21 protein-coding genes are annotated in these 24,205 nt (G+C 66.5%); 6 read left to right on the top strand and 15 right to left on the bottom strand.

Annotated features, from left to right (window positions below):
• Positions 1-195: 195 nt before the first annotated feature.
• Together ACYP5B_RS08625 and ACYP5B_RS08620 are read right to left on the bottom strand one after the other, a co-directional pair.
• Positions 196-657: a type II toxin-antitoxin system YhaV family toxin gene (locus ACYP5B_RS08625; RefSeq protein ID WP_318235514.1), complete on the bottom strand. Its 462-nt coding sequence runs from the start codon at positions 655-657 to the stop codon at positions 196-198.
• A complete protein-coding gene (locus ACYP5B_RS08620; protein WP_318235515.1) occupies positions 657-974 on the bottom strand; it encodes a type II toxin-antitoxin system PrlF family antitoxin in 318 nt (105 codons plus the stop codon). The genes ACYP5B_RS08625 and ACYP5B_RS08620 overlap by 1 nt, the downstream gene beginning before the upstream one ends.
• 98 nt (positions 975-1,072) lie before the next feature.
• Here ACYP5B_RS08620 and ACYP5B_RS08615 point away from each other — a divergent pair, with 98 nt between their 5' ends.
• Positions 1,073-1,231 (top strand): hypothetical protein, encoded by a 159-nt coding sequence (locus ACYP5B_RS08615; RefSeq protein ID WP_400091845.1) that lies wholly within the window; start codon positions 1,073-1,075, stop codon positions 1,229-1,231.
• A gap of 72 nt (positions 1,232-1,303) precedes the next feature.
• Here ACYP5B_RS08615 and ACYP5B_RS08610 read toward each other — a convergent pair whose 3' ends face one another.
• The 3 genes from ACYP5B_RS08610 to ACYP5B_RS08600 all read right to left on the bottom strand — a co-directional run bounded on the left by ACYP5B_RS08610 (position 1,304) and on the right by ACYP5B_RS08600 (position 2,886).
• Positions 1,304-1,717, bottom strand: a complete 414-nt coding sequence (locus ACYP5B_RS08610; RefSeq protein WP_400091980.1) for a type II toxin-antitoxin system VapC family toxin — start codon at positions 1,715-1,717, stop codon at positions 1,304-1,306.
• Positions 1,718-1,729: 12 nt separating this feature from the next.
• A complete protein-coding gene (locus ACYP5B_RS08605; RefSeq protein WP_459569301.1) occupies positions 1,730-2,155 on the bottom strand; it encodes a hypothetical protein in 426 nt (141 codons plus the stop codon).
• A 590-nt stretch (positions 2,156-2,745) separates the two neighbouring features.
• Positions 2,746-2,886 carry a DUF3717 domain-containing protein gene (locus ACYP5B_RS08600; protein WP_459569300.1) on the bottom strand — a complete coding sequence of 47 codons (141 nt, stop codon included), beginning with the start codon at positions 2,884-2,886 and terminating at the stop codon, positions 2,746-2,748.
• Positions 2,887-2,996: 110 nt separating this feature from the next.
• Here ACYP5B_RS08600 and ACYP5B_RS08595 point away from each other — a divergent pair, with 110 nt between their 5' ends.
• Positions 2,997-3,173 (top strand): hypothetical protein, encoded by a 177-nt coding sequence (locus tag ACYP5B_RS08595; RefSeq protein ID WP_400091837.1) that lies wholly within the window; start codon positions 2,997-2,999, stop codon positions 3,171-3,173.
• Positions 3,174-3,420: 247 nt separating this feature from the next.
• Positions 3,421-3,873, top strand: a complete 453-nt coding sequence (locus ACYP5B_RS08590) for a VOC family protein (protein WP_400091836.1) — start codon at positions 3,421-3,423, stop codon at positions 3,871-3,873.
• Positions 3,874-3,909: 36 nt separating this feature from the next.
• On the opposite strand, the gene ACYP5B_RS08585 is transcribed toward ACYP5B_RS08590, so the two are convergent.
• The 10 genes from ACYP5B_RS08585 to ACYP5B_RS08540 all read right to left on the bottom strand — a co-directional run bounded on the left by ACYP5B_RS08585 (position 3,910) and on the right by ACYP5B_RS08540 (position 19,185).
• Complete coding sequence (locus tag ACYP5B_RS08585) at positions 3,910-4,290, bottom strand: VOC family protein (RefSeq protein WP_459569299.1); 381 nt, start codon at positions 4,288-4,290, stop codon at positions 3,910-3,912.
• Positions 4,291-4,846: 556 nt separating this feature from the next.
• Positions 4,847-5,323, bottom strand: a complete 477-nt coding sequence (locus ACYP5B_RS08580) for a vWA domain-containing protein (RefSeq protein ID WP_400091833.1) — start codon at positions 5,321-5,323, stop codon at positions 4,847-4,849.
• Positions 5,324-5,532: 209 nt separating this feature from the next.
• Entirely contained in the window at positions 5,533-6,597 is a 1,065-nt protein-coding gene (locus tag ACYP5B_RS08575) for an ATP-binding protein (RefSeq protein ID WP_459569298.1), read from the bottom strand.
• A complete protein-coding gene (gene cobN, locus ACYP5B_RS08570) occupies positions 6,594-10,397 on the bottom strand; it encodes a cobaltochelatase subunit CobN (protein WP_459569297.1) in 3,804 nt (1,267 codons plus the stop codon). The genes ACYP5B_RS08575 and cobN overlap by 4 nt, the downstream gene beginning before the upstream one ends.
• A gap of 24 nt (positions 10,398-10,421) precedes the next feature.
• Positions 10,422-11,507, bottom strand: coding sequence for a cobalamin biosynthesis protein CobW (cobW, locus tag ACYP5B_RS08565; protein ID WP_459569296.1), 1,086 nt, complete (start codon positions 11,505-11,507; stop codon positions 10,422-10,424).
• 182 nt (positions 11,508-11,689) lie between these two features.
• Complete coding sequence (locus ACYP5B_RS08560; RefSeq protein ID WP_459569295.1) at positions 11,690-15,802, bottom strand: cobaltochelatase subunit CobN; 4,113 nt, start codon at positions 15,800-15,802, stop codon at positions 11,690-11,692.
• A complete protein-coding gene (locus tag ACYP5B_RS08555; protein ID WP_400091824.1) occupies positions 15,802-16,218 on the bottom strand; it encodes a DUF2149 domain-containing protein in 417 nt (138 codons plus the stop codon). The genes ACYP5B_RS08560 and ACYP5B_RS08555 overlap by 1 nt, the downstream gene beginning before the upstream one ends.
• Positions 16,218-16,904, bottom strand: a complete 687-nt coding sequence (locus ACYP5B_RS08550; RefSeq protein ID WP_459569294.1) for a MotA/TolQ/ExbB proton channel family protein — start codon at positions 16,902-16,904, stop codon at positions 16,218-16,220. Before ACYP5B_RS08550 ends, ACYP5B_RS08555 begins: the two co-directional genes overlap by 1 nt.
• A 127-nt stretch (positions 16,905-17,031) precedes the next feature.
• Positions 17,032-17,934, bottom strand: a complete 903-nt coding sequence (locus tag ACYP5B_RS08545) for a polysaccharide deacetylase family protein (RefSeq protein WP_459569293.1) — start codon at positions 17,932-17,934, stop codon at positions 17,032-17,034.
• 747 nt (positions 17,935-18,681) lie between these two features.
• On the bottom strand, positions 18,682-19,185 hold the full coding sequence (locus tag ACYP5B_RS08540) for a DUF6630 family protein (protein WP_400091819.1): 504 nt from the start codon (positions 19,183-19,185) through the stop codon (positions 18,682-18,684).
• Positions 19,186-19,846: 661 nt separating this feature from the next.
• Between ACYP5B_RS08540 and ACYP5B_RS08535 the strand changes: the two genes are divergently transcribed.
• The 3 genes from ACYP5B_RS08535 to ACYP5B_RS08525 all read left to right on the top strand — a co-directional run bounded on the left by ACYP5B_RS08535 (position 19,847) and on the right by ACYP5B_RS08525 (position 23,747).
• Positions 19,847-20,014, top strand: coding sequence for a hypothetical protein (locus ACYP5B_RS08535; protein ID WP_400091817.1), 168 nt, complete (start codon positions 19,847-19,849; stop codon positions 20,012-20,014).
• Between the two features lie 124 nt (positions 20,015-20,138).
• A complete protein-coding gene (gene mgtA, locus ACYP5B_RS08530; protein WP_459569291.1) occupies positions 20,139-22,895 on the top strand; it encodes a magnesium-translocating P-type ATPase in 2,757 nt (918 codons plus the stop codon).
• 129 nt (positions 22,896-23,024) lie between these two features.
• On the top strand, positions 23,025-23,747 hold the full coding sequence (locus ACYP5B_RS08525) for an MgtC/SapB family protein (RefSeq protein WP_459569290.1): 723 nt from the start codon (positions 23,025-23,027) through the stop codon (positions 23,745-23,747).
• Positions 23,748-24,205 lie beyond the last annotated feature (458 nt).

The raw sequence follows: 24,205 nt of genomic DNA, 5'->3' as shown, positions 1-24,205 counted from the left end.
TGGGACGGATAACCGCTTAGCGCTGATATGCGCGGATTGCCCACCCGTCTATCTTCGCCACGATAGCCCGACGGAACGCGCCCAGGATCTGGACACTGTCATCGCCGAAGTGTTGCGCCAGCACGCCTGCCGCCAAGTGGTCGCTCTTGGCGGGGCGGCAGCGAAAGCGCAGTGGTCGCGCACCTGAACCAATGCTTATTTCTCGGCCGCAGTCCACTCCGCACGACTCGCCGCAACCAGGACCGTCCAATCATCCGGCGGATTTCCCCGCCCGAGCATTTTCTCAAATACCGCGTAAGGATCTGACTTGCTGCCGGCAGAGCGCAGGGTCTGCTCATCATTAACCCAGGCGAACACGATCACCTTCGAGCGAGAATCGTAGCGAAAGAACAGACGGAACCGGCGCCCGACTTTCGCGCGCCGCCAGTGCCGGTATGCCTCGCCAAGGGTATTGCCTTGCCGGAACTCATCCCGCGAGGGGTCGCCGGGCACAACGTCCAATATCAACTGGCTCAAGGCGCGAAACAGTTTGACGTTGGCGTTGCTCTCGAACCCCGCTGGGTCATTCTCTTGCGCGCGCTGCGCTGCCGCGTGCAACTTCCGCAGTTGTTCGATCACACCCTCATGAAACAGTAACGTCCAGCCATGACGTCGCATTAGAGCTCCACATCGCCGTCAATGTCCTGATCCAGCCTCTCGCCATGCCCGGCGTTTGCCAGCATGGCCTGAGCCAGATCCTCCGGCAGCGTCTGGAGCTGTCGCCCCGCACGGATATCGGCTTCCAGAAGGCGCAGGAAGGCGCCGATCGCCGGATCACCGTGTTCGGCATCGGCTCGTGTGATGACGACCTCTCCGTCACGTAGATCAAACGCCACTTTTCCACCAGCGTCTACGCCCAGCGCCTGCCGGATGGGCTTGGGTAGGGTGAGTTGCCCTTTGGAGGTTAGGGTAGCCACTTCGTGGATGTCGTGCATGTTGGTTCTCCTGATAGCAAATTCATGGTAAGGAATATTCCTTACAAAGTCAATTCAGTCATTCTGCCGCCCGCGCGCGCGGATGCGCGCAGAACGGCATGAAGGCCAACCTGCTGCCGTTGGAGCTCGATGCATCCGGTGCGCAGAGAACGCGGCTTGACCATGTGGCAAAGACGCACTCGTTCGCCAGCGTGCAAGCGTGGTTCGTGAACGCGGGCTTGAGCCGTCAGGATCTGCGCGGGATGTCGCGGCGCTGATTGTTCCGTGAGTGTGGGTGAACGGGTCGGGCGTCACGCCGAAATAGAGGACTGCAAGGAATAGCTGCGCGGCTATTCGAACACGACGCCACCAGCATTGCGCATGGCACTAGCCAATGCGCCATCGAAAGTAGCCAGCGCAGCACCATTGCGCAACGCCAGATCCAGATAGGTCGCATCATGTGCCGTAAGCCTGTGCTCGCGAGCTAGGGCCATGACGACTTCACGGCGCTCCGCCGGCGCGGCAGAGTCGGTTGTGATCGGGAGACGGCCGAGTTTGCTGGCAATATCTGCGGCGGAGCCGCCATTCGAATGTCCGCGTAAAGCCGTGGGCCAGCGTCCGTATATGGCCGATTGCGGAGAATTGCCTTCGCCATGTTCCGATCCGACCCGGCGTGGAGCCAGGTGATTCGCTTGTCGCGGCGGCCCCTGAATTCCCAGCGGGTCGCCCAGCGGGTCACCCTTTACGGCCAGACATTGCGGCATGTCCAACTGGCGCTACGACTCCAGAATCTCCAGCCCATTCTCACCACACCATTGCCTCAGCGCTCTATCGACAGCGTCGGCTTCGAACGAGTACCAGAGCTCGAGAATGCCCTTGCCCTCCAGCAAATACTTGAAGCGCGCGTATGCCCCTTGCCGTCGGAAGAATCCTTCAACCTCGTCGTAACACTCAGGCAACTCTTGTGCGACAAATTGGAGGGCGAGACTTCTTCCAAGACCAAGCTCGTTCTTATGCGGTATCGCAAGGTAGCGATCCGAAGTTTCAAGGTCTTCAGGAATCTCCTCGTCGAAGGCGTCGTTGAAATCAGAAGTCCAATAGACTTTGCCCGTATCGAGTGAGACATACGCGTCCTGATCCAACGGCGCGGAGCTAACGAAGTCGAAGGCCATGGAAAGATCGTCGTGTTTGACTGCGACCATGTCTGTACTCCCATGGGTTGCGAGTTGAACGGGCCCAGAGATGTTCGGATCGTCAAGGGCCAATGCATGATGGTACCGCAGCTCTCATCGCGGCCCGACGGCGCAACTCCATGATCATCCAGCGCATTCCAGGCTGTCAAACCCGGTCGCTGTGATTGCAACGACCTGCGAAATATAACGGCGCAAAGTGCGCTCCAACCCGCTCGCTACAAAAAGTAACGCGGCCGCCGCTATCATACTGCAGCAAGCACCAAATCAGCGCTTTTGACGAGGCCAGTCGGCAACTCGAGCGGCTGGCCTGAGAGGATTGTCCGGCCGACAGCATGACTGAGGGCGTCAGCAGGATCCCGGTCGTTGGTGTGCGCGGGCGCGAATGGACGTTTCTGGCCGGTCGGCGTCGCTAGGAGAACGTCCGTCCCTTAACATGAGCGGCGGCGATGGCAACGACCGAGTTCGACCCACAACGGCCCGTCGGAACTTCCAGAAACGGTCATTCGTGCTCGAATGTACTAACAGCCCTGAATGCTCGAAGAGGACTTCAGCCCGATCCGGACGATGAAAGACTCATTTCGCATCGCTCAAACCGTTGCTCAGTAAGGCATTGCCCCTCGTTTGGCGGCTACGCGGTCGCCCGTTGACGGGGTCGGCTGCCGGTTGCGCCACGCGTTGATCGCGTCCTCGATTGACTTGATGGAGACGTTTGCCGCGCCTGTCAGGCATGTTGCGGTCATGGGCCCCTCACTGGTGAGCGCCCCGAGATCAGCGCCCATGGACTGCTAGCGACGGGGCGGCATAAGCGCCGTGCCGTTTCGGACTAGAATCCTCTGAGGAGGTGTCAGTCATGTCAGCTATCAAGCGCATCGATCCGGGCCATTCCGCCTATCAGGCCGCGCTGCACAGGACGACCCGCTACCCTGCGGAGCAAGTCACGTTGACGGCTGGCTCCAGGAAGAGGCTGCGCCCCAGTGTGCCGCATCGAAAGGTCGGGCGCGGCAAGGTCGGCATCGGCGGCAAGTAGGCACCTGCAACCCTTGTAAGGCGTCGGGCTTTAGAAGGTGGCTTGACGTGAATTGGCTGTCCGGCGCGAGGGCGGATGAAACGCGGTCGTTCCTCCAGCTCAACCTGCCGACTTGATGTCCGCCGAAGCGTATCCGCTGCCTCCGCGCAAGGCAGGACACTCGATTGGCATTGACGGGCAGCCCGTGCTGCTAGTGCCTTGAATCGTCGACGATCGAGTTTGTGAACGCTATCCATGGAGGGTTAAAATGGCTGACTCCACAAAGCCGCGCGCCATCGGCTTCAACCACGTAGCGCTGGAAGTCGGCGATATCGAGGAAGCGCTGGCATTCTATGGCCGCATCTTCGACTTTCAATTGCGCGGCAAGAGCAAGACGATGGCCTTCATCGATCTTGGCGACCAATTCATCGCGTTGCAGGCGGGACGCAAACAGCCCCCCGATGACGGCCGGCATGTCGGCCTCGTTGTCGATGACAAGGAGGCGGCGCGCGCCGCCCTCAAGGCGGCGGGGGTCGAGCCGATCGACGGTCCGTTTCTGGATTTCCGCGACCCCTGGGGCAATCGCATCGAGATCGTGGGCTATGACAATATCCAGTTCACCAAGGCTCCGAACGTTCTGCGCGGCATGGGCCTGACGCAATTGACCAAGAACGAAAGCGCGAAAAAGGAGCTGGCGGAAAAAGGGATGGCGGCGAGCTAGCACGCACACGCGCGACGTGGCCGGGAAAGCACCAGGCTATCGCAAGGCCTCGGGTTCGTGGCAAACCACTTCGATGTTGTGCCCGTCCGGACCAATGACGAAAGCTGCATAGTAGTTCGCGTGGTAGTGCGGGCGCAGACCAGGCGCACCATTGTCTTTGCCACCCGCCTCCAGAGCCGCGCGATAGAAAGCTTCGACTTGCTGGCGATTCTCGGCCCTGAACGCCAAGTGAAGATGCGCCGGCTTCTCCTCGGTTTGGTACAGGCACAATGAAGCCTTACCCTTTGGGCTAAGCTCGACACCGTACGTCGGCGGCCCCTCCGAGGCAACAGCTACGCCGAGCGGTTCGAGTGCCTTGAGGAAGAACGCTTTGCTCGCTGCATAGTCGCTGACTCCGAATTTGACGTGGTCAAACATGAGTTCTCCTGAAGTGTGTGGGCCTGCGCGAGGCCCGACGTTTGCGAGAGACCGTTCCTGGCCGGAAGCGGCCTCTCGCGCCTGGAAACGGTCAAGTGGCTCAATCTAACGAATTCGCGTTGGGAATCCCGCCCAGTTTGGTTATTTTGGCCCCGCGTTGGCGTCGCCGGCAACGTTATACGTTGGCAATCCATTGATTCGTAAGGACTCGCAGTCGAGCGAATTCGGTTTCCCTGCACGGCGTCCAGCCTCCTGGCAGCCGGTATATTGAGTAGACAACCATTCGTCAGGCAGGCCTGCCCGGCTGCGCAATCGGCTTGACAGGCCTTCGCTGTTTCCGCGCTGCGGCCCATAGGTTGCAGGCGGTCTGCTTGCCACGCCATCCGGCGAGGACTGTGCCGGGATGCGGCGGCTTGTGCAGCCATGGTGGTCTGGTTGGCGGTTTAGTGCGCCAAGGATAGCTCCGGTCGTCGAGACTTCCGTTGAGATGTTTCAGATTCGAGGGGGACGATGCGCTGATCGTCCGTAGCCGAAGTCATGGCTGCTCTACGCAGCGTCACCCAATCAACGCATCCGCCACCAGATACTCCCCCTCCCACCCCTGCGCCAACTCCCGGCAACGCCCAAGCGCCACCGCCTGCCGCTCAAAATCCACCACCATCACCGCATCGGCCCAATGCGGGCGCGGGGGCTGCTCCGTGCTGCGGCCGTCGCTGAGCAGCCACAGCCAACGCTGCTGCGCCGGGCGGCGGCGCGCGGCGTGGGCCAGCAGCTGGCCGGCGCGTTCCATGCCAAGCGCCAGCGGCGTGCCGCCGCCGCCGGAGATCGGGCGGATCCAGGCTTCGCTCCACGGGCGGGCGCGTGCCGGCTGCAGGCGGACTTCGGCGCGGCCGGCGGCGAAGCACACCAGCGCTACCTCGGCGCGCGCCTGGTAGGCGCGTTGCAGCAGGCGCAGCAGCACGCCCTTGGCCAGCGCGAGCTGGCGGCCGTGCAGCATCGAGGCCGAGCAATCCAGCACGAAGCAATGCAGCACGCCGGCGTGGGCTTGCTGTGCGCGCCAGCGCAGGTGGCTGGGTGCAAACGGCTTGCCGCCTTTGGCGGCCAGCGTGCGTGTCCAGTGGATGCGCGAGCTGCCCGGGCGCCCTTGCGGCGCGGGGAGACATGGGGCGAGACGAGGGACGAAACAAGGGGCTTGCCACCGGTTGCCGCCTTGCCCGGATTCGGCGGCGGCCTGCCGGTGGCTCAGGCTTTTTTTGCGGGCAGCGGCCTCACGCCCTTGACCGGGGTGATGCCGGCCGCAGCGCTTGCCGGCGGGGGCGGGAGCGCGCCCCAGGGGTTGTTGGCGGCGACGTCTCCCGCGTTGCGTCCATCGCCATCGCCGCTGCCATTCGCACTACCAGAGCCACCGGCCTGCTCACCGGCCTGCTCACCGGCATCGGGCGGCACCTGGCGCCGGTGGTGCAACACCAGTTCCGCCACGGCCTCCACATGCGCGGGCACCACCGCCGCATCGCACTGCAAGGCAGCCAGCGCGCGCGCCGCGCGCAGCATCACCAGGTCCGCCCGCACGCCGTCGACGGCGGCCGCCAGGCACAGGTGGCTGACACGCTCGTGCACGGCGTCACTGAAGGACATCGCGGACACCGAGGCGCGCGCCAGCCGTACCTTGCGCGTCAGCGTTTCCTGCTCGGTGGCAAAACGTGCTCGCAGTGCCACCGGATCGTGGTCGAACGCGAGCCGTGCCTTGACGATGGCCTGGCGCTGCGCGGGATCCGTGCAGTTCTCCAGCGCCAGCGACAAGCCGAAGCGGTCCAGCAGTTGCGGGCGCAGCTCGCCCTCTTCCGGGTTCATGGTGCCGACCAGCACGAATTGCGCTTCATGCTGGTGCGACACGCCGTCGCGCTCCACCACGTTGACGCCGCTGGCGGCGACATCCAGCAACTGGTCGACAAGATGATCCGGCAGCAGGTTGACCTCGTCCACATAGAGCACGCCATGGTGCGCGCGCGCCAGCAGGCCGGGCGCGAAGCGCACCTCGCTCTGCTTGAGCACATGGCCAAGGTCGAGCGTGCCAATGAGTTGTTCCTCGCTGGCGCCGAGCGGCAGCGTGACGAACTGGCCTGCGGGCAGCAATTCCGCAAGGGCTCGCGCCGCGGTCGACTTGGCCGTGCCGCGCGGGCCGCTGACCAGCACGCCGCCGATGCCGGGATCCACCGCGGCGAGCAGCAGCGCTTGCTGCAGGCGCTGCTGGCCCACCAGGGCGCTGAAGGGAAACGGCACGCGCGCGAGCCGGGCGGTTGCATTCATGAGGGGATTCCTTCAAGCGCCTGCTCGCTGTCGAGCAGGTGTTGTTCCAGTTGGGCGCGGCGCTCGCCGGGCTCCTGCCACAGGCCGCGCTGCGCCGCTTCGAGCAGGCGCTCGCAGATGGCGTGCAGCGCGCGCGGGTTGTGCTCGCGCAGGAAGGCGCGGGTGTCGGCGTCGTTCACATAGGCGTCAGTCACCAGCGCGTACTGGTGATCGGCCACCACGCGGGTGGTGGCGTCGAAGCCGAACAAGTAGTCCACCGTGGCGGCCATCTCGAACGCGCCTTTGTAGCCGTGCCGCTTGACGCCGTCGATCCACTTGGGATTGACCACACGTGCGCGGATCACGCGGCTGATTTCTTCCTGCAGGGTGCGGATGCGCGGCGCCGCCGGGTTGCTGTGGTCGCCGTGGTAGATCGCGGGCTGGGCGCCGCCGAACTCGCGCGCGGCCGCCACCATGCCACCCTGGAACTGGTAGTAGTCGTTGGCGTCGAGCAAATCGTGCTCGCGGTTGTCCTGGTTCTGCACGACCGCGTCCAGGCTGGACAGGCGCTCGGCAAAACTGGCGCGCGCCTCGACGCCGTGCGTGCCTTGCCCATAGGCGTAGCCGCCGGCATGCAGGTAGGCCTGCGCCAGGTCGTTGTCGTCCTGCCAGTTGCGGCTGTCGATCAGATCCTGCAAGCCTGTGCCATAGCCGCCCGGGCGGGCGCCGAACACGCGCCAGCCGGCGCGGCGGCGCGCCTCGGCGGCGGGTACGCCCTGTGCTTCCAGCCGCGCGCGCTCGCTGTCAACGCGGGCGCGCACGGGATTGAGTTCGGCGGGTTCGTCTAGCGCTGCCACTGCTTGCACGGCGGCATCGAACAGGCGCATCACGTTGGCGAAGGCATCACGGAAAAAGCCCGATACGCGCAGCGTCACGTCAACGCGCGGGCGGTCGAAGATCGCCATCGGCAGGATCTCGAAATCGGTCACGCGGTGGCTACCGGGCGCCCACTTGGGGCGCACGCCCAGCAGGGCGAAAGCCTGCGCGATGTCGTCGCCGCCGCTGCGCATGGTGGCGGTGCCCCAGACGGACAGGCCGATCGATTGCGGATACTCGCCGTGCTCCTGCAGATGACGCTCGATCAGCTGGTTGGCCGACTTCAGGCCCAGCGTCCATGCCGTGCGCGTAGGCACCGCGCGGGTATCGATCGAATAGAAATTGCGCCCGGTGGGCAGCACATCGGGCCGGCCGCGCGACGGCGCGCCACTGGGGCCAGGCGGCACGAAGCGCCCGGCCAGGCCACGCGACAGTTGCAGCATTTCCTGCGGGCCGCAGGCATCCAGGCGAGGCATCACGTCGTGGCGCAGGCGGGCGAGCACCAAGGAGGCATGCGGCAGCGCAACGTCACCAGCCATCTCGCCGAGCAACGCCGTGGCCAGCATCTCAAGGCGCTCGCGCGTATCGCCATGATGGCGCCACGGCCCGGCATCAAGCGTCGCCAGTTGCGCCGGACGCGGCCCCTGCCAGGGCGCGGACCAGTCGGCATCAAGCGGATCGAAGCCATCGCCCAGCGTCAGGTCGGCGGCCAACGCCGTCAGCAAGCTGGCTTGCGCGCCCTTGCCGTCGCCCACCGGAAAACGCCCAAGCGCCAGCAGCGTATCGCGCCGCTGGCGGCCCACGGGCGACACGCCGAAAACATGCAAGCCATCGCGGATCTGCGATTCCTTCAGCTCGCACAGGTAGGCATCGGTACGGTTGAGCAGCGCGTCTTCGCTATCGATGTCGGCCGGCGCCTCCAGCCCCAGCTCGCGATGCAGCTGCTGGGCCACGATCAGCTTCAGGATTTCCTTGCGCAGCATCCGCGCTCGGCGCGGGTCCACCGCCAGCGCCTCGTAGTATTCGTCGACCTGGCGCTCCAGGTCCTGCATCGGGCCGTAGCTTTCGGCGCGCGTGAGCGGCGGCATCAGGTGGTCGATGATGACGGCCTGCGCACGCCGCTTGGCCTGCGCGCCCTCGCCCGGGTCATTGACGATAAAGGGATAGAGATGCGGCAGCGGCCCAAGGATGGCATCGGGCCAGCAGGTATCGGCCAGCGCCACGCTCTTGCCGGGCAGCCACTCCAGGTTGCCGTGCTTGCCCACGTGGACGATGGCATCGGCGCCGAAGCTGTGGCGCAGCCAGAAGTAGAACGCCAGGTAGCCATGCGGCGGCACCAGGTCGGCATCGTGGTAGCTGGCGTAGCTCTCGGTGCCCTCCTCGCCGGGCAGCGCGTACGCACGCGCCGGCTGCAGCCCGACGAACAGGTGCCCGCTGCGCACGCCGGCGATCATGAAGCGGCCCTGGCGCACCATCGGGTCCCGGTCCGGGTTGCCCCAGCGCTGCGCGATGGCGCGCTGGTTGTCTTCCGGCAGGCGGCTCAGGTGAGCCAGGTAGTCGGCCATCGGCAGGCTCTGGAACGCCGGCCGCAGGTCGCGTTGCGCCAGGTCGTTGGTGATGCCCTGCGTGAGCCCGCGCATCAGGTCGTCGCCATCGGCGGGCAGGCCTTCGCAGTGGTAGCCCTGCTCGCGCAGCATGGCGAGAATGCCCACTACGGAGGCCGGCGTATCGAGCCCCACGCCATTGCCGATGCGCCCTTCGTTGGCCGGATAGTTGGCCAGCACCAGCGCCACGCGCTTGTCGGCATTGTCCAGCTGCCGCAGGCGGCACCAGCGGCGGCTCAGCTCGGCCACAAAGGCGATGCGCTGCGCGTCGGGCTGGTAGCGCACTACGTCGACTTCCGTGTACGGGCAGCGGTAGGCCAGCCCCTTGAAGCTGACGGCACGCGTGATGATGCGGCCGTCCACCTCCGGCATGGCGATATGCATGGCCACGTCGCGCGGGCCCAGGCCCTGGCTGTCCGCCAGCCAGTCCTCGCGGTTGCCGCCGCTCAGGATCACCTGCAGCACCGGCGCGTCGCCGGCGAGCTGCAGGGCTTCAGGTGCATCCAGCGACGATACCGCGAACGCCGTGGTGTTCAACACCAGCGCCGCGCCGTGCTCGGCGCACAGGTGCTGCAGCACCTCGCGGCACAGCGTGTCCTTCAGCGAGTTGACCGCCAGCGGCAACGGGTTCATGCCCTCGGCGCGCAGGGCCGCGATCAGCGCATCGAACACGGCGGTATTGCCCGCCTGGAGGTGAGCGCGGTAGAACACCAGCGCCACGACCGGCGCGTCGGCATGGCCATCCCGCGTCCACTCGCGCTGCCAGTCCGCCGCCGTGGCCACGCCGTGCGCCGGATGATAGATCGCCGCCTGCGGCAGCACGCGCGGCTGCAGCGCTGGCTCGCCCCAGCCGAAGGCGTGATGGGCCAGGCAGCGGAAGAACTGCTCGGCATTGTCGGCACCGCCCTCGCGCAGGTAGCGCCACAGGTTGCTGGCCAGCGCTGGCGGCGCATTGCCGCGCGCGAGCAGGTTGGTGTCCACGGCCAGGTCGCCGGAGAACATCACCAGCAGCTGGTTGCGCGAGCGCGCCAGCTCGGTCAGCCGCTCCAGGCCATAGGGCCAGTCGCTGTCGCCGCCGAGATGGTCGACCACCACCACGCGCGCGTGCTGCAGCACGTCGTCCACATACATGTCGAGCGAGGCCGGCTGGCGCAGGTACATCTGGTTGGCCAGCCGCACCGTGGGGAAGTCCGCCCCCAGGCGCGGGAAGGCCCCGGCCAGCAGCGACAGCGTGGTATCCGCCGCGCTCAGCACCACGATCTGTGCCGGGCTTTGTGCAATGCGCACCACGCCGGCGTTGTCGTCGACGAAGCCGCCCGGGCGGGTGGAAAGCAGGTGCATCGGGTGCCTGGGCTGGTGAAGCGCTTAAGCCGTGCGCACGGCGGCGGCGGCGGCGAGCGCGGCCTCCAGGGCAGCCTGCAGCGTAGGCTGGTCAAGCTCCTGGCCGATCAGCACGATGCGCGTGGATTGCGCCTCGCCCGGCAGCCAGCGGCGGTCGAAGTAGCCGTCGAAGCGCCGTCCCACGCCATGCAGCACCAGCCGCATGGGCCTGGCCGGCAACTTGGCAAAGCCCTTGATGCGGTAGATGGTGTGGCTCTCCACCAGCTGGCGCAGGCCGTCGATCAGCTGGTCGCGGTCCACCTCGCCCAGCTCCACCACCACGGAGTCGAACTCGTCGTGATGGTGGTCGGCGTGATCGGGATCGTCTGCCGAGCCATGGTGGTCCGGGCGCAGGTGAATGGTGTCTTCCGAGGCGCGGTTCAGGCCCAGCAGCAGCTCGATATCCAGCTTGCCGCCCTGCGCGCCGACGATCTTCACTTCGGCGGGGATCTCCGGGCGGATCAGCGCCTCCACCTCGGCGCGCTGCGCCGCGTCGATCAGGTCGGTCTTGTTGAGGATGACGAGATCGGCCGCGCCAAGCTGGTCTTCGAACAGCTCGTGCAGCGGGGACTCGTGATCGAGGTTGGGATCGGCCTTGCGCTGCGCGTCCACGGCGTCCGGGTCGGCGGCGAACTGGCCTGCCGCAGCGGCCGCGCCGTCCACCACGGTGACGACCGCATCCACGGTGAAGGCGTTCTTGATGCTGGGCCAGTTGAAGGCCTGCACCAGCGGCTTGGGCAGCGCCAGGCCGGACGTCTCGATCAACACGTGGTCGATATCGCCGCGGCGCTCCAGCAATTGCTCCATCACCGGGAAGAATTCCTCCTGCACCGTGCAGCACAGGCAGCCGTTGGCCAGTTCATAGAGCTGGCCATTGCTCTCGCCGGATTCGTCGCAGCCGATGCCGCAGCCCTTGAGGATCTCGCCATCGATGCCCAGCTCGCCGAACTCGTTGACGATCACCGCGATGCGCCGTCCGTTGGCGTTCTCGAGGATATGGCGTAGCAAGGTGGTCTTGCCGCTGCCAAGGAAGCCGGTGACGATGGTGGCGGGGATTTTACGGGTCTGCATGGCGGATAAGGGAATTCAGCGCTGGCGCTGGGGTTGATTCGGGGCGTGCGATGCGCGGCGGGCCCTTCGCAAGTTATGTTCCGCGCAGCAGGTAAGTATCGTACCGGCAAGCGGCAACGGGCCTGGCCGCGGCGAGGAGACCAGCATAAAGAGATCGCACGGTGCTGTCCACTTGTGGCGCGTCAGCGTGGCGCGGGCTGCCGCCGGCCACGGCCGCGCCACCACTCCGCGAAGGCGCCAGCGCCAACCAGCAGCAGCATCAGGGTTGCGGTCCAGAGCGCCTCGCGCGGCGCCAGGCCACTCGGCGGCGCCGGCGCTGCGAGCTTGAGCACACGGCTTTCGAGCAATTGGCCGGTCACTTGATCGGTCGCGGGACGCAGCGCCGGTGCTGGCTGCGGCTTAGCCTGCCGAGCCGGCGGCGGTGGCGCGCTCGCACGGGGCGCGTCGGCCAATGCAGCCCGGCCGGAAGCAGCGGCCGGCTCTCGCCCCGGCATGGCCGTCGCCAGCCGCTCGGAGAATTCGCGCAGCGCATCCGTGGGCAGCCGGGCTAGCTGCCCCAGCCCGGCGATGTACCGCATCAGCACGGGATTGCCGCAGCTATTGGCCGAGCAGGACAAGCCATCGCGATTGACCGACTCCACATAGCGCCGCGCCATCCCGGCGCGCTCGGCCGGCGTGAAGCGATAGCTGCCTTGCCGGTCCACTTCCAGCAGCCGCGCCAGGATGCCCTGCCGCGCGTGCGGATTGTTCTCGGCGAAGAAGCGGTCCATGCCCAGGCCGTTCTTGTCGGCCACATAGACGTCGTAGGTGTTCTGCCAGAAGCTGCCGCTCATCTGCTCCGGGCTGGTGGCCTGGAACCCATAGAGATGCTCGATCTCCTTGAACATCTCGCGCGCGCCGGCATAGCCGGAGCGCTGCATGCCTTCGATCCAGCGCGGGTTCCAGTTGCGCGCGTTGAGCTCGGTGGCCAGCCAGGTGCGGGCATCCACGGTCTGCTCCTCGCCGGCGCGGCGCAGGTTGTGCAGCCAGAAGCGCGGCGCCTGCCCGCTGACCGCGCGCGTGGCCATGTTGAGGCCACCGGCGTACTGGTAGGTATCGTCGTTGTCGAGCGCGCCGTAGAGCGTGCTGGCGCGCGAGAACAGGACGGCCTGGTTGGACTTGAGGTGGCTGGCCAGCGCCTGCGGCGCGGTCTCGCCCCAGCCTTCGCTGGAGAACGCAAAATTCATGTAACGCAGGTATTGCCGCGCCAGCGCGCCCGGCTGCTCGCCGGCCTGCGCCACGTCCTTGCTCTGCTCCACCATCTGCTGCACGCCGATGCTGTAGTTGCCGGGCTTGGCGGCGAACACGCGGGCGCGCGCCAGGCGCGCGGCCAGTTGCGGCTCCACGCCGGCCGCCAGCAGCGTGGCCTGCGCCTCGCGGTCGTGGCGGCTGATGGCGTTGTCGCCAGCGGCGGCGGCCAGCCGCGCGGCCTTGTCCAGCAGCGCCACCTTGTCACCGAAGCCGTCGCGGTAGATGCCGGAGATGGTGAACAGCACATTGACGCGCGCTCGGCCGAGTTCGGCATCGGGGATCAGGCGCACGTCCTCCACCACGCCGCGGGCGTTCCAGACCGGCTCCACGCCCATCAGGTAGAGCGCCTCGCTCTCCATCGCGCCCTGGTGGCGCTCGGTCTCGCCGTACCACAGCACCATCGACACCTGCTCGGGCGCCTTGCCGGTTTCCTCGCGATAGCGTGCCAGCGTCTGCGCGGCCAGTTGCTTGCCGAGCTGCCAGGCGGCCGGCGTGGGGATCAGGGCGCCTTCGAAGGCGTGCAGGTTGCGCCCGGTGGGCAGGCCCTGGGGGGTGCGCACGGGGTCGCCCAGCGGCGCGGTCGGCAGGTAGCGGCCGGACAGCACGGTCACCAGGCCATCCAGCTCGCGGCGCGGCGATTCGCGCAGGTTGGCCAGCCATGCGCGCGTATTGGATAGCGCGGCCTTTACCTTCTCCGTCAGCGGCGGCGGCAATGGCGTATCCGCCGCGCTGGCCGGCTCGCGGCCTTCGAGCAATGCATCAGCCCAGCGCGTCAGCGTGTCCTTGCCGATATGCCGCGCCTCGCTCGCGTCGAACGCGCTTTCCAGCACGGTAGCCAAAGCCTGCCGCTGCGCATCCAGTGGCGGCAGCTCGCCCAGCGTGTGAATGCCCAGCGGCACCGGCTCGGCCTCCACCTTGTGCAGGAAGCGGTGGATCACCGGCTCGACCTGCTCCCACGGCGTGCCAAGATCCAGCCCGAGCTGGCGGTCCAGGCCAAGGGCGCGGATCTGGGCCAGCGCCTGCAGGCGGTACTGCTCCGCCAGCGCGGGGGAGCTGGCGGCGGCGGCCTCCAGCTGCTCGATCACCTCGTCGAGCTTGGCCAGCTTGTCCGGCCAGCCGGCGCGCGCGATCAGCGGGGTCAGGTGGCTGACCAGCACGGCGGCGCTGCGGCGCTTGGCCTGGATGGCCTCGCCGCCGCCGTCCTGGATGTAGAAGTAAGCGTTGGGCAGGTCGCCCAGCAGCACCTCGGCGCTGTCGTCGCCGCTCTGCCCCACCTGCTTGCCGGGCAGCCATTCGAGCGTGCCGTGGCGGCCCACGTGGACCATCGCATCGGCGCCGAAGGCGTGGCGGTACCACAGGTAAGCGGCAATATAGGAGTGCGGCGGCGGGGTCACCGTATCGTGCGAGCTGTCCATGGCGCGCGCGAAGGTGGAGCGCAGCGGCTGCGGGCCGACGAACAAATTGCCGAAGCGCAGGCCCGGAATCACGAAATCCTGCCCGCCGTGGCCGTCATTCACCAACATCAGCGGATTGCGCTCGGGCGGCCCCCAGGCGGCCAGCACCGACTGGCGAAACGCCGCCGGCAAGGCATCGAACCAGCGCTTGTACTGCGCCATCGGCAGCAGCGTGACGCGGCCGCGCGACACCATCTCGGCCAGTTCGCCGGGCGACCATTCTTCCATATTGCGGCCATTGCGTTCCAGCAGCGCGGTCAGCTCGGCGGTGTCCGGCAGCGTGGTGCCCAAACGGTAGCCCGCCTCGCGCAGCCGCGCCATGACCTGCACCAGCGAGGGCAGCGTGGCCAGGTAGCTGGCGCCGATATTGCCGCGGCCCGGCGGGTTGTTGTAGTAGAGGATGGCGATGTGCTTGTCGGCCGCGGGCTTGTCCTGCAGCGCGATCCAGCGCCGCACGCGGGCCACCGCCGCATCCGCGCGCTCCGGCACGGCCCGGCTGGTCTTGGCGCCGTGCTCGTCCTCCAGCGTGGCGAACAGGATCGGCTCCGAGGCCCCGGCCCGCTCGGGCGTGTTGAGCAGCAGCGGCAGGCGCTCGCCGCCGATGCCGCGCACATCCGCGCGCCAGCCGGCCTGGCTGTCGCGCGTGGCGATCAGGTTGATGGCATGCAGGCCGTGGCGCTCCAGCCAGGTCTTGTCCTCGGCGCGGCTGATGGTGAGGTTCAGCGTCAGCAAGGCCCGCACGGGGCTTTGGCCGTCGACCGTGAGCATCGGGTCCAGCCCGGACAGCGGCCAGCCGAATACCGGCACCGCGCCGATCCCCTGGCGTTCCAATGCCGCGACCAGCGCATCGATGTGGGCCAGATCCTGCTGGCGATAGTTACTGGCGTAGAAGGCAATGCCGACCAGCGGTGCGTCGGCGGGCAGCCCGCTTGCGCCGGCGCGATACCAGGCGAGATAGTCCTTGAGCGTGGCGAACGCCTGCGCGGCGCGCGGGTGATAGATGCCGGCCGCGGGCAGCGGGCGCGGCGGCGGCACGGCGATGGCCTGCTCGCCGCGTACGGCGGCCACCAGCCAGGCCAGCCAGCCGGCAAGGTTGTCGGCGCCGCCGGCGCTCCAGTAAGCCTCGGCGGCCTGGTTGCGCGCGGCGTCCAGGCCAAAGCCCCAGGCGGCCTCGGCGGAGGCTGCCGGCGCCGCCAGCACCAGCGCGCCGCGCTGGCGCGCCTGGCGCACGGCCGGCGCCATCTGCCGCAGCACGGCCGTGGGGGCGAAGTACGCATAGATGACATCGGCGGCGGCGACCTGCGCCGCATCGGGCGCTGCCGTGACGGCGTCCAGCACCACCCTGCCCGGCCCAGCCAGCTCGCGCAGGCGCGCTTCGGCGGCGGGCAGCAGGTGCGTATTGGTGGTGACCAGCAGCACGCGTACCGGGGCAGGCTGTCCTGGCACGGCGGCGCGGGCATGGCCTGCCAGGCCGGCCGCGCACCCGCACAGCAGCCCAAGCAGCACCAGCAGCCAGCGCTGCCGCAGCGAAATCCGCTGCGCCAAAGCCATCAACGTGCGCCCGGGGCCGAGGCCCCGCCAGCCGTCGCGCCTTCCGGCACATACACCACGCTGCCATCCGGCAACTGGTATGCCACGCCCAGCCGGGTGCCCTCGCCCGTCTTTTGCTGCGCGGACATTTTGCTGACCTTGACCTCCTTGCGGTTCTTCTCCAGCAACTGCAGCTCGCCGGTGCGGGGATCGCGCTGGACCATGGTGAACTGCGAGTCGGGGTTGAGCAGCTGGGTCAGGCTGAAGGCTTGCGTGAGCGCCACCATCAGGCCCACGGCAAAGACGATGGAGGCATCGAACAGGTTGGCCACGCCCGCCAGCGGGTCTTCCCGATGCACCGAGGCAAGCTCGCCCTGCGCGCGGCGCCGTCGCACAAAGCGCCGCCGCCTGAACTGGTGTCCCTGGCCCGCGTCCATCAGGCGTGCGTCCCGGACAGATGGATGGCAGCGCGAGCGTGTGCCGCGGGCGCCAGCGGCTCGGGCATGGCCCGCAGCACCAGCTCGCACAGGTTTTCCATTTCCTTGAGATCGCTCCGCGCCCAGCGCTCGCGCGTAAGCGTCAACACGTAGGCGATGCCGCCCAGCACCAGCCCGCAGACGACCGCGCCGAAGCCGATCACCAGGTGGTTGACCATGCCGGCCATATCGCCGCCGAGCAGCGATTGCAGCGCCGGCCCAAGCGGGATGATGGTGCCGGCCAGGCCCAGCATCGGCGCAATGCGCACCAGCGTGCGGGTCAGGTCGAGCCGGTTGGCCACGTGCATTTCCTCGCGCTGCAGCGTTTCGTCCAGCCACAGGTCAAGGTGTTCGTGCGAATCGAGCCGGGCGAGCCGTTCTTCCAGCATGCCCCAAAAGCGGGCCAGTGAAGGCGACAGCGATGCCGCGCCCAGATGCGCGCGTGTGCCATTGCGCAGGCTGGCGGCCAGCGCATTGGCCAGCGCGGGCAGATCGCTGCGCGGCGCCACGGCGCGGCGCCGGGACTGCACGATCAGGCTGCCGAGATCGGCTAGCGAGAGCACAAACAGCACCAGCAACGCCAGCGCGACCGGCCAGAAGAACGCCGTGGAAAGGCGGAAGAAAATCTCGGTGACGACGCTTTCCATCGTGATTGGCGGCAGTTGGGTTGGGCGGATCGGCGGGCCACAGCGGGCCCCGGCGCAGTATTGTACGTCGCCGATGCCCCCTTATCCCAAGCCTGGACCCGCCTGCGATGACCTTGCCGCCAAGGCCTCAGGGCCAGCTGTCGCGCGCATAAACGCCCGACGGCGCGCGCAGCCGCGCGGCGCGTTCCGCCACGCGGGCATCGGTGTAGAACGGCGGGTCCGCCAATACCAGGCCGTTCTCCCGGGCTTCTTCCACCAGGATCTGCAGGTACTCGGTCATGTGCGAGGCCGTGTAGTCGTTGGTGTCGTGAAAGCTCACCACGATCGGCACCACGCCAGCGCTGATAGGCAACTGCTGCTCGGCGATGGCCGCCTTTACCTGGGCTAGTTCACTGTTCATATGGGAGCGGCGGCGCAGGCTGATATGCCAGCCGTAGATCTTGCCGTCGCGCGCGTTCACGTCCGACATCAGCATGCCCAGGCCGAGCTTGCGGTACACCGCCTGCACCGCATCGTTGTAGGCCCAGTTGGGCGGACGGACCAGTTGGGCCGCGCCGCGGCATTGCGCGATGATATCGGCCTCGCCCGACAGCAGCGACGCCTCCAGCGCTTCGGGCGACATACGCGTATGCGAGAGATGTCCGATCGGCAGCCCGCTGTGCACCGCCAGCCGATGGCCGGCAAGGCAGGTGGCGTGCATCTGCGCTTTGCCGGCTTCGCCGCCGCCGCGCCTCGGGTGGGCGGTCTGCACGAAGAAGAGCGCCTTGATGCCCGGGGTCACCGGGTTGTCGGCAAGCTGGCGCAGGATCAGCGGTGTGCTGCCATCCTCGCCCGCATCTGGGCCATCGTCGAACGTAAGCAGGAAGCGGATGGGCGGTAGCGGCCGCTGCGCGCGCAGGGCAGCCAGCTGGATCGCGGGCAGTGCGCTCGCCGGCATGTCGGAAGGGACTGCAGGCGTGGCCGCGAAGGCAAGACTCAGGCTGCACGCCAGGGCCCCGGCGGCGAGATGAGCAATATGGGAAAAGCGCATGCAAGGCGTCCGGTTCGCCACATCGTGCGCAGCGTGGCGCACTGCGCTGGCATTCCGGAATGAGTCTCAATCTATAGAAGTGGGGGGGGGCGCGCGCCGTAGCCATGGGCGCGATCCGCCGCAGCGCTCGCCGTGGCTCGGCAAAAAGCAAGACGGCATTGTGCCATATCGTGTTGGCGCGCTTTTGCGCCAGCGTAGCCGAGCCCGCGCACCGAAAAAAACCAGGCCATGAGACATGGCCTGGTCGGCAAATCGGCAGCAGGGGGCACTGCTGCCTGGGGGCTGGGATGCCGTCTGGGACACCCCGGTGAACAGGTTAGCGGTTCCCCGTTTTGCAAATGCAAACAACTGTGTCGGTGCGCCTCGCGGTGCGGCGGACCGGGTCCGCGACGTAGTAACCAGCCCCCACGATTTCGCTCTCCACCATGGCTTGCGGATACGCCCGGCGCAGCAGCGCTCGCATCGATCCGCCGGATGCGTTCGGCCTGGCTCTCATCGTCTTCCACCGAAGCCATTCTCATGGCTACCTTCTCATGGCTACCGCTTGGCTACCGCTTGGCTACCTTGTGGCAACCCGGGAACACGCTCCATGTCCAGCCATTGCGCCGGGAAGATCGGCGGACGAGAAAGGCGACCGCAATGCGCAAGGCTCACGGGCATGCCGCCGGGCCAGCATTGGACGCCACCAGGCTATCGCAGCCGCCCGGCGCAAATGTCAACAAATGTGAACGCGGAGCCGGAGCCGGCTCAGTAGGTTTCGTCGGCGGGATCGATCATCAGGTGGAGATGCCTGGCAAGCTGGGCCAGCACCGGCTCGTCCGCGCTGCGGATCATCCATCCCGCGTAGGCATCCGCCTGCGTGTCCCAGCACCACAGCGTAAAGCCGGCCGCTTGCAACGAGACCTGCGCGATCGCCATCAGGCCGGGCACATCGTAGCGCGCGAGAAAGCCCGCCGCGAGCGGCTCGGGCACGCCCCAGTCCACGCGCAGGCCGACCCGGTCGCACAGGGCTTGCACGCCGCGCACCACGGCGGCCGTGTCTTTCCATTCCACGTAAAAGCCCGCGGCCTGGCCGATCGCTTCGGTCAGCGGCCATAGCAGCATATGGCCGTCGCAGCCGGTTTCGGTGCGCGCAAGCGCTTGCTGGAACGCGGTCCAGTACTTGTCCGCGGCATCCTGGTCGTGCAGGGAAATCAGCAGGATCAGCTTGCGCATCGCGTCCTGCGTTTCACTCGGGAGCACAGTGGTCATAGGCTTCTGGCAGGTTGGGAACACAGGGAACGGAAGGGGCCCGATGCTGGCAGGCCACAGCGTGATGCCGCGACCTGACGCCGTGGTTTCCTGAGATGCCGGAACCATGCGTGAACGTCTTAACGTGTTAACGGCTGAACGTCTGGCGGTGCTTTGCCCAACGCCGGGAAAATGGCAGCCCCCTATTCTGACAAAGGTTGGTGCGAGGCGCTACCACGCATACGCCTGGACGGCGCATGGATGGCGCGCGGATCGTCTCGCCGGATCGGCGCCGTACAAGTTGCCTTACGGCACGAAAAGCGCAAAGTTTAGGACCATTCCCATTCCGCGGAAAAAGCCGGAAAAAAGGGTTGCCAAGCGCGCGCTGCCTTTGTTACCCTTCGCCCCGTTATCGCTTCGGAGTCATCTCCATGGACAGTTGTTCTAGTTGGCCTTGCGGCCAAACCTTGAACGGCTAGGCAAGTCCAGGCGTCCTACCGCCACTGCCTAGCCGATACCGGCGGGTAGTGGTCCGTTGCACGGGTTCTCCGTGCGACTCCCTCCCAGTTCGTTGCAAATGCCTGCGGCTATCGCCCCGCGAGAATGCGCTCGTCCGCGCTTTCGCGATGCGTTATCCGCCCCTGCCTGCGCGCGCCGTCGAGCGTTAGCGCAAGGAGGCCCCATGTCGTCCCTGTTGATCGCACAACACGCCCTGCTGGCGCTGCAGATCCTGCGCTGGCACGCCGGCCGGCCAGGCCGCGCCGCCGTCCTGCTGCTCGCACTGGCCCAGCCGCCCGCCCGCCATGCCGCAGCGCGTCATAGCGCCGCGCACCGGTGCCGGCGGGGCTGACCCGCGCCCCGCCTTCACGCTCACCGCATCCGGCAAAAGCGGCGCAATGCGCTTGCCTTTGCTGTTCCTCGCCTCACTCCAGCATCGCCGCCCGGCACGCCGGGACTTTTGGGAAACCGCACCGATGAACCTGATGAAAACGCTCTTCGTCGCCTTCCTGCGCACGCGCCGGGTGACCCACCATTTCCGCCGGCTGGCGATGTTCGAGTCGCTGGGCAAGCCGGGGCCATCGCGCACCGTGCCTGAGCAACTGGCGCAATCCCTGAAGCGCGCCGCGCGAGAAGACGTGCCGGCGGTGCTGGTACGCATGCGCTCGCACGAGGACGGCCTGACCAGCGCCGAGACGGACGAAAAACTCAAGCAGTTCGGCCCGAACGAAGTCGACCATGAGAAGCCGCTGCCAGCGTGGCTGCACCTGTGGCATTCGTACAGCAACCCGTTCAATCTGCTGCTGACCCTTCTGGCTTTGATTTCCTATTTCACGGAGGACATGAAGGCCACGATCGTCATCGGCACCATGGTGACGTTGTCCACGCTCCTGCGCTTCGTGCAGGAGCGGCGCTCCAACCAGGCCGCGGAAAGCCTCAAGGCCATGGTCAGCACCACGGCCACGGTGATCCGGCGCGATCTCTCGGCCGGCGTTGCCGCCATCAGCGCGGAGTACTTCAACGTGCATGTGCACTCCCGCCCGCCACTCAAGATCGAAGTGCCTATCGCCAAGCTGGTGCCGGGCGACCTGGTCGCGCTCTCGGCCGGCGACATGATTCCCGCCGACTGCCGCATCATTGCCGCCAAGGACCTGTTCATCAGCCAGGCGGCCATGACGGGTGAATCGCTGCCCGTGGAAAAATTCGCCGAACTGCGCGATCGCCACGACAGCCCGCTGGAGCTCGCCAACATCGCCTTCATGGGCACCAATGTGGTCTCGGGCGCCGCCACCGCCGTGGTGCTCGCCACCGGCAACCACTCTTACTTCGGCACGCTGGCCGCGCGCGTCACCAGCACCGACCGCTCGGCCACGGCCTTCCAGGCTGGCGTGAACCAGGTGAGCTGGCTGCTGATCCGCTTCGCGCTGGTGATGGCGCCGCTGGTGCTGCTGGTCAACGGCTTTACCAAAGGCGACTGGACGCAGGCGTTCCTGTTCGCGTTGTCCGTCGCGGTCGGGCTCACGCCCGAGATGCTGCCGATGATCGTGACCTCCACGCTGGCCAAGGGCGCGGTGATGCTGTCGCGCCGCAAGGTCATCGTGAAGCGGCTCGACGCCATCCAGAATTTCGGCGCCATGGACGTGCTGTGCACGGACAAGACCGGCACGCTGACGCAGGACAAGATCGTGCTGGAGCGGCACACCGATGTGCTGGGCCGCATCAGCACCGACGTGATCAAGCACGCTTACCTGAACAGCTACTACCAGACCGGCCTGAAGAACCTGCTCGACCGCGCGGTGCTTGACCACGTGGAGCTGCAAAGCGAGCTGAAGCTGACGCAGCATTACCGCAAGGTCGATGAGATCCCGTTCGATTTCGAGCGGCGTCGCATGTCAGTGGTGGTGGCCGAGCGCGAGGATCACAACGAGCTGATCTGCAAAGGCGCGGTGGAGGAAATGCTGGGCATCTGCACGCGCGTGCAGATCGATGGCGCGGCGCAAGCGCTGGACGGCGAAATGCTGGCGCGCGTGCGCCAGGTAACGCACGACCTCAACGAGGAAGGCTTGCGCGTGGTCGCGGTAGCGATGAAGGAAACACCCACCACGCAAGCGCAGTATGGCGTGGCCGACGAATGCGAGCTGACGCTGGTCGGGTACATCGCGTTTCTCGATCCGCCCAAGGATTCGACGCTGCCCGCGCTCAAGGCGCTGGCCGAGCACGGCGTCACGGTGAAAGTGCTGACCGGCGACAACGAACTGGTCACCGCCAAGATCTGCCGCGAGGTGGGCCTGCCCGTCAAGCGCGTGCTGCTGGGGCCGGACATCGAGAAGATGGACGCCCCCACGCTGGCCCGCGCGGTGGAGGAGCACAACGTATTCGCGCGGCTGTCGCCGCTGCACAAGGAGCAACTGGTGGTGGCGCTGCGCGCCAACGACCACGTGGTTGGCTTCATGGGTGACGGCATCAACGATGCGCCCGCGCTGCGCGCGGCCGATATCGGCATCTCGGTGGACAGCGCGGTGGATATCGCCAAGGAAGCCGCCGACATCATCCTGCTGGAAAAAAGCCTGATGGTGCTGGAAGAAGGCGTGATCGAAGGCCGGCGCACCTTCAGCAACATGCTGAAGTACATCCGCATGACGGCCAGCTCCAACTTCGGCAACGTCTTCTCGGTGCTGGTGGCCAGCGCATTCCTGCCCTTCCTGCCGATGCTGCCGCTGCAACTGCTGGTGCAGAACCTGCTGTACGACGTCTCGCAGATCGCGATTCCATTCGATCGCGTGGACAAGGAACTGGTGGCGCGGCCGCTGCGCTGGAACCCGGGCGACATCGGCCGCTTCATGGTGGTGTTCGGCCCGATCAGCTCGATCTTCGACATCACGACCTATGTGGTGATGTGGTACGTGTTCGCCGCCAACAACGTGCAAGCGCAGGCGTTGTTCCAGTCCGGGTGGTTCGTGGTCGGGCTGCTCACGCAAACGCTGATCGTCCATATGATCCGCACGCCGAAGCTGCCCTTTATCCAGAGCCGCGCGGCCTGGCCGCTGACAATTGCCACGGTATCGATCATGGCCGTGGGCATCTGGCTGCCGATGGGTCCGCTGGCGGCGTATTTCAAGCTGGAGGCATTGCCGCCGGGCTATTTTCCCTGGATGATCGGCATCGTGCTGGGCTACGCCCTGTTGGTGACGGCGGTCAAGCGGTTCTATATTCGACGCTTCGGCTGGCAATAATCCCCGCGCGGCGACTTTTGCGGCGGCGGTGCGAAAGCCGCCGCCGATGACATCGGCGTGACACCTGGCCGGCGTAGAAAGACACAAGCAGTTCCATAACAATAATTTTCAAGCCCCAGGGAAACCATCATGTCCCTCCAAGCCTTTCAGAACATCAACCTCGACTCGCTGCTCGACACCAGCGTCAGCCTGACCACCGCCTTCATCCTTGGCGCGGTGATCGGCTACGAGCGGCAGATCCGCCAGCGCACGGCCGGCCTGCGCACCAATGTGCTGGTGGCGGTGGGTGCCGCCATCTTTGTCGACATGGCCAACCGCATGGCCGGGCACGACGGCGCGGTGCGCGTGGTGGCCTATGTGGTCTCGGGCATCGGCTTTCTCGGTGCCGGCGTGATCATGCGGGAGGAAGGGAACGTGCGGGGGTTGAATACGGCTGCCACGTTATGGGGATCCGCCGCGATCGGGGCCAGCGCGGGGGCGGACCTGATTCTCGAGGCCGGGCTGGGCTGCCTGTTTGTGCTGGCGGCCAATACCCTGTTGCGGCCGGTGGTGAATCGCATCAACCAGCAGCCGATGGATACGACCGCGGTGGAGGTGACCAATACGGTCTATGTGATTGCGCCGCGGGCCGCGCAGAAGCAGGCGTTGCGCTTGCTTGAGGATACGCTGGAGGCGGGGAATTATCCGACCCGGGACCTGGAGGTGCATGCGTTTGGGGATAGCGATGTCGAGATTGAAGCGGTGCTCACATCGACTTCCGTCGATGGGGATGTGCTGGATCGCTTGATGGCGGCGTTGGCTGAGTCCGAGCATATTCATCAGGCGTTCTGGAGTCCTAGTACGACGGATTGAGTTTGGTTGGCTTGTGCTTGTGGTCTATTTGGGGTGGCGTTGGTTTTTGGGCCCAAGAGCAGCACATTGGGCTCTTGTTGCTTGATTGCGCTTTTATTTTGCGGCGTTGGCTTTTGGACCCAAGTGCCGTACGACATCCCCCTGCGGGGGCTGCCGGTCACTCTTCTTTGCGCGGCAAAGAAGACTAACGAGAAGAAAGCCGCCCTGCCGGGAGCAGAGCAATAAGGCTGTTTTTGCCTCTGTGGTTGCGTCGTACGGCCCTGAGTGTTGGCTGGCGTGCCTTACCGGATTTAGGGTCATCGCAGCTGCATGACCCACGGGTCTCGCCGTAAGGCCCCTGATCGCTTTGCTCGGTGACCATTCCCACATCTGCCGTACGCGGTGCGTCTGGCCACGATGCTGCCGGCCTTGCTGGTTTCGTGGTTTTGTCTCTGGCGGCGAATGTCCGGCCATTTGAT

This window comes from Cupriavidus sp. 8B (assembly GCF_054589115.1).
This window is presented reverse-complemented; position numbering and strand designations above follow the sequence as displayed.

Coding starts and splice junctions, on each gene's coding strand:
- ACYP5B_RS08625 (WP_318235514.1), bottom strand. CDS start 657: ATGCGACGTCATGGCTGGACGTTACTGTTTCATGAGGGTGTGATCGAA.
- ACYP5B_RS08620 (WP_318235515.1), bottom strand. CDS start 974: ATGCACGACATCCACGAAGTGGCTACCCTAACCTCCAAAGGGCAACTC.
- ACYP5B_RS08615 (WP_400091845.1), top strand. CDS start 1,073: ATGAAGGCCAACCTGCTGCCGTTGGAGCTCGATGCATCCGGTGCGCAG.
- ACYP5B_RS08610 (WP_400091980.1), bottom strand. CDS start 1,717: ATGCCGCAATGTCTGGCCGTAAAGGGTGACCCGCTGGGCGACCCGCTG.
- ACYP5B_RS08605 (WP_459569301.1), bottom strand. CDS start 2,155: ATGGTCGCAGTCAAACACGACGATCTTTCCATGGCCTTCGACTTCGTT.
- ACYP5B_RS08600 (WP_459569300.1), bottom strand. CDS start 2,886: ATGACCGCAACATGCCTGACAGGCGCGGCAAACGTCTCCATCAAGTCA.
- ACYP5B_RS08595 (WP_400091837.1), top strand. CDS start 2,997: ATGTCAGCTATCAAGCGCATCGATCCGGGCCATTCCGCCTATCAGGCC.
- ACYP5B_RS08590 (WP_400091836.1), top strand. CDS start 3,421: ATGGCTGACTCCACAAAGCCGCGCGCCATCGGCTTCAACCACGTAGCG.
- ACYP5B_RS08585 (WP_459569299.1), bottom strand. CDS start 4,290: ATGTTTGACCACGTCAAATTCGGAGTCAGCGACTATGCAGCGAGCAAA.
- ACYP5B_RS08575 (WP_459569298.1), bottom strand. CDS start 6,597: ATGAATGCAACCGCCCGGCTCGCGCGCGTGCCGTTTCCCTTCAGCGCC.
- cobN (WP_459569297.1), bottom strand. CDS start 10,397: ATGCACCTGCTTTCCACCCGCCCGGGCGGCTTCGTCGACGACAACGCC.
- cobW (WP_459569296.1), bottom strand. CDS start 11,507: ATGCAGACCCGTAAAATCCCCGCCACCATCGTCACCGGCTTCCTTGGC.
- ACYP5B_RS08560 (WP_459569295.1), bottom strand. CDS start 15,802: ATGGCTTTGGCGCAGCGGATTTCGCTGCGGCAGCGCTGGCTGCTGGTG.
- ACYP5B_RS08555 (WP_400091824.1), bottom strand. CDS start 16,218: ATGGACGCGGGCCAGGGACACCAGTTCAGGCGGCGGCGCTTTGTGCGA.
- ACYP5B_RS08550 (WP_459569294.1), bottom strand. CDS start 16,904: ATGGAAAGCGTCGTCACCGAGATTTTCTTCCGCCTTTCCACGGCGTTC.
- ACYP5B_RS08545 (WP_459569293.1), bottom strand. CDS start 17,934: ATGCGCTTTTCCCATATTGCTCATCTCGCCGCCGGGGCCCTGGCGTGC.
- ACYP5B_RS08540 (WP_400091819.1), bottom strand. CDS start 19,185: ATGACCACTGTGCTCCCGAGTGAAACGCAGGACGCGATGCGCAAGCTG.
- ACYP5B_RS08535 (WP_400091817.1), top strand. CDS start 19,847: ATGTCGTCCCTGTTGATCGCACAACACGCCCTGCTGGCGCTGCAGATC.
- mgtA (WP_459569291.1), top strand. CDS start 20,139: ATGAACCTGATGAAAACGCTCTTCGTCGCCTTCCTGCGCACGCGCCGG.
- ACYP5B_RS08525 (WP_459569290.1), top strand. CDS start 23,025: ATGTCCCTCCAAGCCTTTCAGAACATCAACCTCGACTCGCTGCTCGAC.